We start from the raw sequence: 9,734 nt of genomic DNA on the forward strand, positions 1-9,734 counted from the left end.
GCCGGGGTGGGAACGGCGTCCGGCCGCATCCGCGGACGGCCCTGGACGCGAAGCGGTGACGATCGGATGAACTCGTTGGTCGTATCGAGGGGTGAAGCGTGGAACCGAGCGGTGGCCGTGTCCTGGTGTCCGGTGCCACGGGAGTGCTGGGCGGTGCGATCGCCGCCGAACCGGCCGGCCCGGGCGCCCGCCCGGCCTCCGCCGGACGCGACCGCGGCCGCCCGGCCCGTACCGCGCGGGCGTATTCCGGTGCCCCGGCCACCGGCTTCGAAGCCCACGGTCCCGGGTCGTGCGTCCGGGCCATGCATGAAGCGGCAGCCCTTCAAGGGCCGGGCACCGTCGTCGCGTTCGGGGTGGTGGCCTTCGGAGCGGCCGAGGAGATCGGTGACGAGGCCGCGGAGCACCTGATGACGGCCGACCACCTCGCGCCCGCCGTGTTCTTCCGCGCCGCGCTCGGCAACCCGCGACGCGGTGCGGCGATCGCCGCCCTCACCGGCGTGGCCGTCGAGCGCCCGCAACCCCGAATGACCGACCGCAGCGCCTCCCGAGCCGCGCCCGCCGCATGGCCGGAAGCCGTCCGCCCCGAAGCACGGAGCGCCGGTGCCGCGGTACCGGAGAACCGGCCGGGGCACCTCGGCACGGGCTTCGCCACTCGCCCCGTGGCAGGCACCGCCCCGCCGCCGGAGGGCGGCGACCCCCGTCACGCCGCCGGCGCCGTCGCGGACGCGCCGGAGGACGGCTTCGGGCCGCCGCACCCGGGCCCCGGCAAAAGCCCCGTCGCCGAACGGCGGGCCGGGTGACCCCCCGCTCCGCCGAGGAATCCGACGTGATCGTCATCGGCGGCGGTGCGGCCGGTCTCAGCCTCGCCCACCGGCTGACGGAGAACGGCGCCGCCGCTGTGACCGTGGTCGAGCCGCCGGACGGTCCGCTCCGCCCCGCGGAACGGACCTGGTGCTACTGGGCCGCGGGCGTCGACGGCCTGGAAGAGGCGGTCAGCGCGTCCTGGTCCGTGCTGCGTCTGCACGGCGCCGACCGCCGGCCGCTCGTCGTCGGACCTGCCCCGTTCACCTACCGCATGGTGCGCTCCGCCGACTTCGAGCGGCTGGTCCACGGCTGCCTGGCCCGCTCGGACGGCGGGCGTCTCCTGCGCGCGACGGTGGAATCGGTGCGCGGTGTGCCCGAAGGTGCGGAGGTCCGGTGCACGCTGCCCGGGGGACGGACCGTGACGCTGCGCGCCCGGCGGGTGTTCGACTCGCGGCCGCTGCCCGCCCTCCCACCGGCGCGCACGCAACTGCTGCAGCACTTCCGCGGCTGGTTCGTACGTACCGGCACCGACCGGTTCGACCCCTCGGTCGCGGACCTGATGGACTTCCGGGTCCCTCAGCCGGCGCACGGACTGGCCTTCGGCTACGTCCTGCCGCTGGCGCCGAACCGGGCGCTCGTGGAATACACCGAGTTCTCCGGCAACGCGCTGACCACCGAGGCGTACGAATCGGCTCTCGGCCACTACTGCCGGGACGTCCTCGAACTCGGCGCGCTCACCGTGGAGCGGGCTGAGCAGGGGATCATTCCCATGACCGACGCCCGCTTTCCGCGTCGGGCCGGTCCCGCCCACTTCCGTGTCGGAACCGCGGGGGGCGCCACTCGGGCGGCCACCGGCTACACCTTCGCGGCGGTACAGCGACAGAGCAGGGCCATCGCCGCCGCCCTGCGCCACGGGCGCACCACCGTCCCCGCCCCCCACGGGCGGAGGGCCTCGGCCATGGACGCGGTCCTGCTGCGTGCCCTGGACACCGGGCGCATCGACGGCCCGCGCTTCTTCACCGACCTGTTCCGCCGGGTCCCGGCGGAACGCCTGTTGCGCTTCCTCGACGGCGCCACCTCCCTGCGGGAGGAGTGGGGCATCGGGCTGCGCACCCCTGTCCTGCCGATGCTTCGCACGGCCGCCGAACTGCCCTTCGTGACCCGACGCCTTCAGCCCTTCGCAAGAACCGGAGACAACCACCGATGAGCCTCCTGCGCGAGCACGACCTGGCCCGCGCCTTCGACCACGCCGCCCGCACCTACGACATCCTCACCTCTCTCAACCCCGGCCACCACACCGACCTCCTGCGCTCGGCCCGCCGGCTCCGGCTCCCCGACGGCGGCGCCGGACTGCACGTTCTCGACCTCGGCTGCGGTACCGGCGCCTCCACCCGGGCCCTGCTCAGGGCCGCGCCCCGGGCCCGGATCACGGCTGTGGACGCGTCGGCGGCCATGCTGCGCCGCGCCCGGGCCAAGCCGTGGCCCGCACGCGTGCGGTTCCTGCACCTGACCGCCGAGGAGGTCACGGCGGCCGGCGAGGGCCCCTTCGACGCGGTCTTCGCCGCCTACTTGTTCCGCAACGTCACCGACCCGGACGCGGTCCTGGGCAGCTTCCGGGCCCTGCTGCGGCCGGGCGGGCGTATCGGCGCCCACGAGTACACCCTGAGCGGCCGGCGGCTGCACCGGGCGTTGTGGACGGCGGTGTGCCACGGCGTCGTCATCCCGGCGGGCACGCTCACCGGCGACCGGGCCCTGTACCGCCACCTCTGGCACAGCGTCATCGCCTTCGACACCGCCCCCGCCTTCGCCGACCGGCTGACGCGAGCCGGCCTGACCGGAGTGCGCGTGGCCCCGGTCGCCGGATGGCAGACGGGCCTCGTGCACACCTTCCTCGCCCGCAACGGCCCGGGCCCGGCACGCCCGACCACGGCAAGGGAGCGGGTCCGGTGACGGCCCGCCGTACCACTGCCGCCCGACGAGGCCGCGACCGCAAGGCCGAGGTTCTGGCGCCGCCACCCGGCAGGGACCGGTTCCAGCGCGGCGACGAGCCGTCCGTCGCGGTGATCGGCGGCGGGATCGCCGGCCTCGCCGCGGCCACCCTGCTGGCCGAGCGGGGTGCCCGCGTGACCCTGTACGAGAAAGAGGACGTCCTGGGCGGCCGGCTCTCCGGTCGGCCCACCGGACTGGCGGACGGCTCCTCCGCGACCATGACCCGCGGGTTCCACGCCTTCTTCCGCCAGTACTACAACCTGCGCGGGCTCCTCCGTCGTACCGACCCCGCCCTTTCGCGGCTCACGCCGCTGCCCGACTACCCCCTGCGGCACAGCGGCGGCCTGACCGACAGCTTCGCCCGGGTCCCGAGAACGCCGCCCTTCAGCGCGCTCGGTTTCGTCGCCCTCAGCCCGAGCTTCGGCTGGCGGGACCTCGCCGCCATGGACGCCCGGGCGGCCCTGCCGCTGCTCGACGTGCGGGTGCCCGAGGTGTACGAACGCTTCGACGAGGTCACCGCAACCGGTTTCCTGAACGGCGTGGGTTTCCCGGAAGCCGCGCACCACCTGGCGTTCGAGGTGTTCTCACGCAGCTTCTTCGCCGACCCGTGCGAACTGTCCGCCGCCGAACTGCTGCTGATGTTCCACATCTACTTCCTCGGATCGGCCGAGGGACTGCTCTTCGACGTACCGGGCGAACCCTTCCCCCGGGCGCTCTGGGACCCGCTCGGCGACTACCTCCAGCGCCTCGGGGCGGACATCCGCACCGGCACCCCCGTCCACGGGGTGCTCCCCCTCGGCAACGGCGGAGCGCACGTGCACACCGACACCGGCACCGGTCGCCACCAAGCCGTGGTGCTCGCCCTCGACCCCGGGAGCCTGCGCCGGATCGTCGGCGCGTCACCCGGCCTCGGCACGTCCGACTGGCGCGAGGACGTCGCGGCCCTGCGCACCGCACCGCCGTTCCTCGTCTCCCGGCTCTGGCTCGACCGGCCGGTCCGCGCCGACCGGCCCGGATTCCTCGGCACCAGCGGCTACGGCGGGCTCGACAACATCAGCGTCCTGGAGCGGTACGAGGGCGAGGCCGCTCGCCGGGCCGCACGGACCGGGGGCTCGGTCGTGGAACTGCACGCCTACGCCGTGGACCCGGCGGCCGAACCGAAGGAAGTGCAGGACATGCTCGTCGACCGGCTGCATCAGGTGTATCCGGAGACCCGCGAGGCGTGCGTCGTCGACGCCCGGCACGAGTGGCGCTCGGACTGCCCGCTCTTCGGGGTCGGCTCCCACCGCCGGCGACCCACCGTGCGCACCCCCCATCCGTGGCTGACCCTGGCCGGCGACGGAATCCGCTGCGACCTGCCCGTCGCCCTCATGGAGCGGGCCGCCACCACGGGCTTCCTGGCCGCGAACGCCCTGCTCGCCGACCGGGGGGTGCGTGGCCAGGTCCTGTGGACGGTGCCCCGGGCGGGCCGTTCACCCCTGCTCCGGGCCCTCGGAGCCGTCACGGGGCGCCGTCCGCCCCGCTGACCGGTCAGCCGGGGAACCGCCCGGTGCTGCGCAGCGTCCAGCGCCGTTCGGCATAGGCCAGGTCGTCGCGCCACAGGCGGCCGGCCGTACGGCGCATCAGCGGGCGCAGCACGGGGGCGGCGGCCCGCGCCAGGGCGAAGCCGGGGCGGTCCGACACGGCGACGACCGCCTCGACCACGGCGGTGCGCGGACGTTCGTGACCGGGCCCGGTCAGCGGCGTCGCGTGTGTCTCGACCACGGACGTGGCGCCCTCGCCGTCGGTGATGCGCATGACGACCGTGCGCGGCTCCGGCGCCGTGAACTCGGCCCGTACCGGAACCACGAGCCGCCCGGCCACCCGGAAGGAGACATCGACGACGAAGGCGTCGTCCTCGGCGCCCCGCGGCTCCCGTACCACCGCCAGGTCGACGAACGAGTACGGGTGGAACCACGAGCCGTGCCACGGATCGAGCCGGTTGGCCACCACGTCCTGCGGTTCGCACCGTCCCACCGCCGTGAACACCGCGTCCACCCCGCGGCCCCCCGCCGGTCGAGCGGGCACGACAGGCCGCTCGGTGGGCTCCTCGCCCCCCACCGCGTCCAGCCGCACCCAGACGAGTACGCCGTCGTCGTGCACGGGAAACGGCTGCCAGCCGACGGACGGGGAACCGTCCAGGGCGAGCCCGTGCCAGTGGCAGACCAGCGTGCCGCACACCACCCGGCCGTCCCGCAGCGGAGCGCCCAGGTGCGGGCAGACGCCCGGACCGGCATGGGGCTCGCCGTCCTCCGAGCGCCACAGCACGACCTCCACGCCACCGACCGTCCGGCCGCACGGGCGATCGTCCGCGCGCACGTTCCGGGAGGCACCGACCACGAACCAGTTTCCGGACGGACGGGCGGACGCCCGCTCGAGGGCGTCGGCGACGAGCGCCGGTCGTGCCTGGTGCCAAGTCGGTTGCTGCGCCGCCCAGTCCGGGCCGGTCCTCCGCCGCCGCAACGGCGGCGACCAGCGCTTGCCGTCCCTTCGACCGCTCACCGCACCGGCCCCTTCCACCCGGCTGCCGGACCACTCGCCGGGGCCGCTCGGTGTGCGGCGCGAGCGAGCCACCGGGCACCGGCCACGCGCAGTGCACCGGCCGCGGCCGTTGCCGCCCGACGCCGACGCGACACCACCGCACGGCGATGCAGCACGGTGTAGTCCTGCTCGGCGATCGCGTCGAGAATCCCGCCGTAGAGGGTGGACGCGGCACGGATGCAGGGGCGCACCCGCGGATCGAGCATCGCGATGCCCGGCTCCGCCGTCCGGTACACGCCCCGCGTCATGGCCTCCGCCGCGACGAGAGCCGCGCGGATCCGAGGATCGTGCCGCCCGGTGCGCCGGCTCCACTCCAGCAGGGGCCGGTCCACGCCGTGCGCGGCCAGCAGATCACCGGGAAGGTAGACGCGGCCCCGGTCGAGGTCCTCACCCACGTCGCGCAGGAAGTTGGTGAGCTGAAACGCCACACCGAGCGCCGCCGCGTGCGGCGCAGCCTCCTCCCGGGCCGTGACCGTACCCAGGACCGGCAGCATCTGCAGCCCGATCACCGCTGCCGAACCGTGCACGTACCCCTGCAGATCGGCGTAGGTGGGGTAGTGGGTGACGGTCAGGTCGGCCCGTATCGAGGACAGGAAGTCGGCGAAGAGGGCGTGGTCGATGTCGTAGCGGTCGGCGGTGTCCGCGACGGCCCGGACCACCGGTTCGTGGCCCGCTCCGGCGCGCAGCCCGGCGGCCAGGTCGTTCTCCAGGCGCCGCAGCAGCCGGTCGCGCTCCTCGGGCGCGCGATGGCGGTCGTGGTCGTCCACGATGTCGTCCGCCCAGCGGGCGAAGCCGTACAGGGCGTGCACGGCCGAGCGGCGTTCGAGGGGCAGCAGGCGGGTGGCCAGGAAGTAGGTCCTGCCGTGGCGGGCGTTGAGTCGTCGGCAGTGGGTATAGGCGGCGCGCAGTGCGGGATCGGTGATACCGGCGGCGTCCAGTTCACGACGGGACATCAGTACCTGCCGGGTCCGGAACGAGGGACGCGTCGGTCGCGGTCGAGGACGGCGCGGTCCGCGCGGGCCGGGTACCGGTGCCGCCGGTGACGCGCATGGCGGCGAGTTTGCCACTGATGAGTACGGTCGGTACGCCGACGCCCGGAGTGGTACCGCAGCCGCCGAGCACCACGTTGTCCAGCCCACGCACGAGGTTGCGCGGGCGGAACGGTCCGGTCTGGGCGAAGGTGTGGGAGACGGAGAAGGGGCTGCCGGCGGCGTGGCCCTGCCTCGCCCAGTCGAGCGGTGTCACCAGAAGCTCTTCCTGGATGCTGTCCGCGAACCCGTCCAGGCCCCGGCGCTCCAGTTCATCCACCAGGCGGTCGCGGTAGCGCGGGCCGAGGCCCCGCCACGCGGCGGCCGTGGGACCGACCGTTGTGTTCGGACAGGGGGCGAGGACGTAGTGGAGGTGGCGTCCCGGCGGTGCCAGGGCGGGATCGTGTGCGGTCGGGCGGGTGATGAGCAGAGAGGGGTCGCTCATCAGCTCGCCCGTGCGGGTCAGCTCGTCGAAGGTGCGCTGCCACGCGGCGCCGAAGGAGATGGTGTGGTGGGCGAGGTGCGGCCAGGTGCGGTCGGTTCCCGCGTGCAGGATCACGGCGGACGGTGAGTGACGCAGCCGTGCCGGCCGCCGGGGCGCCCGCCCCAGCAACCCGTAGGCGGCGGGGAGTTCGCACGTGAGAACCACCGCGTCGCAGGGGATGCGCTCGCCGGAGGCCAGGCGGACGGCCCGTACTCGGTGCGCGGAGCGCTCCAGCGTGCGCACTTCGGCAGTCCAGCGCAGATCGGCACCGGCTTCCGCCGCCGCGTCGGCCATGGCGCGGGGGAGTGCGTGCATTCCGCCCCTGGGGAACCAGACGCCGGCCACGGTGTCCATGTAAGCGATCACGGCATAGGCCGCGAGTGCCCGGGCCGGGGCCACCCCGGCGTACAGGGCCTGGAAGGAGAAGACCCGGCGCAGGCGCTCGTCGGAGAGGAAGCGGCCGATGCGGCCGTCCAGCCGCCCGAAACCGCCCAGCGCCACCAGCCGGGCCAGATCCGGGTGCAGCAGTTGAAAGGGCGAGTCGAAGTTCGTGTCGATGAAACGGCGCATCTGGACCCGGTACAGACGTTCCAGCCACTGCCGCAGGTCGCGGTATCCGGCCGCCTGCGCCGGTCCGGCGAAGCGCCGTACCTCCGCCTCCATCGTCTCGCCGTCGGTGTGCACGTCGAGCGAGGAACCGTCCGCGAAGCACGCCCGGTAGGCCGGGTCCAGAGCCGTCAGCCCGACGCGCCGGTGGAGGCTGTCCCCGACGGCGGCGAACGCCTCGTCGGCCAGGTGCGGCATGGTCAGCACCGTGGGGCCGGTGTCCAGCTCGTAGCCGCCCAGTCGCACCCGGCCGGCCCGGCCGCCGGGGTGGGCGTCCCGTTCGACGACGGTGACCCGGCGGCCCGCACCCAGCAGGTGCAGGGCACAGGCCAGCCCGGACAGCCCGGCACCCACCACGACGACGTGGTCGGTCGGCCCCGGCACCCTCTTCACGCGTCCTCCTCGGCACGGCGCCGGGCCGCGCCCGTCGCGCGCGGGACCGGCGCGGCGAACTCGTGCCGCACCGCAGGGCGTGCGTCGGCGCGCTCGAAGTGCGCGAGGCTCATGCCGGTCAGCTTCCCGATCTTCGCCCCCACCAGGTCCCGGGCGCCGGTGCGCTGCAGAGCGGCCCGTACCCGCCGGACGGCCTTCTCGGACTTCGGGCCCGCGTCCGGAGCCGGCGCCGTGGCGGCCCGGTGATCACCGGCGGCGTCGGCGAGCCGGACGGCGACGGCACGGGAGTGACGCAGTCGTTCGTCGAGCGCCTGCTCCAGGACTGCCCCGACGGCGTCCGCTGCGTCGATCGCGGTGAGAGGGTCGTCGACGAGTTCGGCCGGTGGGGCCGCCGTCGGCGGGTGTCCAGGCATGCACAACCCCTTCTCGCTCTTGGTTATCCGCACGGCACCGTTTCCGCCGACTGTCCTGGCACGGACGCACTGATTCCTTGCCCGTCCGGCACCCGACGCAGACCGAGCTCACCTCAGCGGCGCAACAGGGGGGGATCCCATGGTGGTGCGTCGCCCCGCGCGTTCCTGTCCGCGCACGTCCGCGAGGTCGGTGAGCCGGTCCCACGGCCGCGCGGGCCGGGCGACGCGCCGGTTGCCGGCCAACGGGTCCCGGTGCCGGTCGAGGAAGGCCCAGCGGTCGGCGGCGTACGGGCACGCGTGCTCGCCGGTGGGGTCGCCCGGCCGGTAGACGCACGGGACGCACGCGCCGCTCATGCGGTTCACCCGGGCGCCGCCCCACGTTCAGGGCCTGGTCGTCGGCAGTCGACCCGGACGGCGCCCGCGTCCGGGGCCTTCCACCAGCCGGGCAGCGGGGCGGTGCGCCGAAGCTCGTTGGAGCGCGGGTAGCCCTCCGCGCGGACAGCACGAGGTGGGCCTCGGCCCGGTGGAATCGACGCCTGCGGAGGACGGAGCGCGCCTCGATCATCAGCAGGAAAGTGCCGAGACCGGTTCCTTCCTCACCACGCCCCCTGCCCGCCAAGTTTTCCGGTCAGGGGCTGATGTACTCCACACCGGTGAACGCGATTGCGGGAGCGCCGTTGCTGTTGGGCTCGCCGTGTGCTTCCACGGCGAAGTAGAAGGCTCCCTCCGTGGTGGGGAAGCAGAATTTCTTGCCCAGCAGCTTCTGGATGGAGAAGTCCGTGATCACCGGGCCGGGAGCCTCGCGGCATGCCTTGAGTGTGGTGGGCCGGGCATCGACGGAACGGGTGAAACGGGCATCCGTTCCGAGGTAGAGGGAAGCTACACGTTTTTCGCAGCTCTCGATCCGGTAGCTGATGGTTGCGCCGAAGACCGGTTCGTCCAATTGCTTGGTGCTGTGCGATTCGCTTCCGTCCATCAGTGCGCGATGGGAAGTGTGGGCGACCTGGCCCAGGACATCGGTCTTCTCGCGATATCCCACTTCGGCGGGATAGGTGCCCACGTGAGTGCTGGTGTACTCGGCCGTGACCCGATCGCCGAACCGGGAGACCTCTTTGCAGGTGGGAGGTTCCAGGATGCTCTGTTTCGTCTTCGACACCTCATTTTCTGACGGCTCGTCAGTTCGGGGAGAGGTACTCCTGGAGGCATTCCCCGATGTGTCGTCGCTGGGCGACGTCGAAGGCGAGCAGCCCGCTAATGTCAGCAATACCGCAGCGACGGAAGCCGCGTACCGTAATCCACCTGTCACACTTGCCTCCCCGGGACAGCAAGACGCCAAGCAGAGCTTACTGATCGTTTCAGAATGAAGTCCGGAGTCGTCTCAAGCAAATGATGCTGCAGGCGAGTTGAAGCAGACCGAGATGGAGGTCGGCGCGTATC

The 9,734-nt window shown here is 73.5% G+C and carries 10 protein-coding genes; 4 read left to right on the forward strand and 6 right to left on the reverse strand.

Annotation, left to right across the window (positions count from 1 at the left end; all coding sequences use genetic code 11):
* Nucleotides 1-98: 98 nt before the first annotated feature.
* The 4 genes from ACFYW1_RS34960 to ACFYW1_RS34975 are packed head-to-tail and all read left to right on the forward strand — an operon-like array spanning nucleotide 99 to nucleotide 4,319.
* Complete coding sequence (locus tag ACFYW1_RS34960) at nucleotides 99-800, forward strand: SDR family NAD(P)-dependent oxidoreductase (RefSeq protein ID WP_389002701.1); 702 nt, start codon at nucleotides 99-101, stop codon at nucleotides 798-800.
* Nucleotides 797-2,011 carry a lycopene cyclase family protein gene (locus tag ACFYW1_RS34965; protein ID WP_389002704.1) on the forward strand — a complete coding sequence of 405 codons (1,215 nt, stop codon included), beginning with the start codon at nucleotides 797-799 and terminating at the stop codon, nucleotides 2,009-2,011. The genes ACFYW1_RS34960 and ACFYW1_RS34965 overlap by 4 nt, the downstream gene beginning before the upstream one ends.
* Nucleotides 2,008-2,754 (forward strand): methyltransferase domain-containing protein, encoded by a 747-nt coding sequence (locus ACFYW1_RS34970; RefSeq protein WP_389002707.1) that lies wholly within the window; start codon nucleotides 2,008-2,010, stop codon nucleotides 2,752-2,754. Before ACFYW1_RS34965 ends, ACFYW1_RS34970 begins: the two co-directional genes overlap by 4 nt.
* A complete protein-coding gene (locus ACFYW1_RS34975) occupies nucleotides 2,751-4,319 on the forward strand; it encodes an FAD-dependent oxidoreductase (protein ID WP_389002710.1) in 1,569 nt (522 codons plus the stop codon). The genes ACFYW1_RS34970 and ACFYW1_RS34975 overlap by 4 nt, the downstream gene beginning before the upstream one ends.
* Before the next feature lie 4 nt (nucleotides 4,320-4,323).
* Here the strand turns inward: ACFYW1_RS34975 and ACFYW1_RS34980 are convergent, their stop codons facing one another.
* The 6 genes from ACFYW1_RS34980 to ACFYW1_RS35005 all read right to left on the reverse strand — a co-directional run bounded on the left by ACFYW1_RS34980 (nucleotide 4,324) and on the right by ACFYW1_RS35005 (nucleotide 9,453).
* The gene (locus ACFYW1_RS34980; RefSeq protein WP_389002713.1) at nucleotides 4,324-5,334 is read right to left on the reverse strand and encodes a DUF5914 domain-containing protein; all 1,011 of its coding nucleotides are present in this window, start codon (nucleotides 5,332-5,334) and stop codon (nucleotides 4,324-4,326) included.
* Complete coding sequence (locus ACFYW1_RS34985; RefSeq protein ID WP_389002716.1) at nucleotides 5,331-6,326, reverse strand: phytoene/squalene synthase family protein; 996 nt, start codon at nucleotides 6,324-6,326, stop codon at nucleotides 5,331-5,333. The genes ACFYW1_RS34980 and ACFYW1_RS34985 overlap by 4 nt, the downstream gene beginning before the upstream one ends.
* Nucleotides 6,313-7,884 carry a phytoene desaturase family protein gene (gene crtI / locus ACFYW1_RS34990; RefSeq protein WP_389002719.1) on the reverse strand — a complete coding sequence of 524 codons (1,572 nt, stop codon included), beginning with the start codon at nucleotides 7,882-7,884 and terminating at the stop codon, nucleotides 6,313-6,315. The genes ACFYW1_RS34985 and crtI overlap by 14 nt, the downstream gene beginning before the upstream one ends.
* Nucleotides 7,881-8,297 carry a hypothetical protein gene (locus tag ACFYW1_RS34995; protein WP_389002722.1) on the reverse strand — a complete coding sequence of 139 codons (417 nt, stop codon included), beginning with the start codon at nucleotides 8,295-8,297 and terminating at the stop codon, nucleotides 7,881-7,883. The genes crtI and ACFYW1_RS34995 overlap by 4 nt, the downstream gene beginning before the upstream one ends.
* A gap of 108 nt (nucleotides 8,298-8,405) precedes the next feature.
* Nucleotides 8,406-8,651 (reverse strand): hypothetical protein, encoded by a 246-nt coding sequence (locus ACFYW1_RS35000; protein WP_389002725.1) that lies wholly within the window; start codon nucleotides 8,649-8,651, stop codon nucleotides 8,406-8,408.
* A gap of 274 nt (nucleotides 8,652-8,925) precedes the next feature.
* Complete coding sequence (locus ACFYW1_RS35005) at nucleotides 8,926-9,453, reverse strand: hypothetical protein (RefSeq protein WP_389002728.1); 528 nt, start codon at nucleotides 9,451-9,453, stop codon at nucleotides 8,926-8,928.
* Nucleotides 9,454-9,734 lie beyond the last annotated feature (281 nt).

Origin of the sequence: Streptomyces sp. NPDC002669, assembly GCF_042889165.1 — a bacterium.
Taxonomy (GTDB): domain Bacteria; phylum Actinomycetota; class Actinomycetes; order Streptomycetales; family Streptomycetaceae; genus Streptomyces.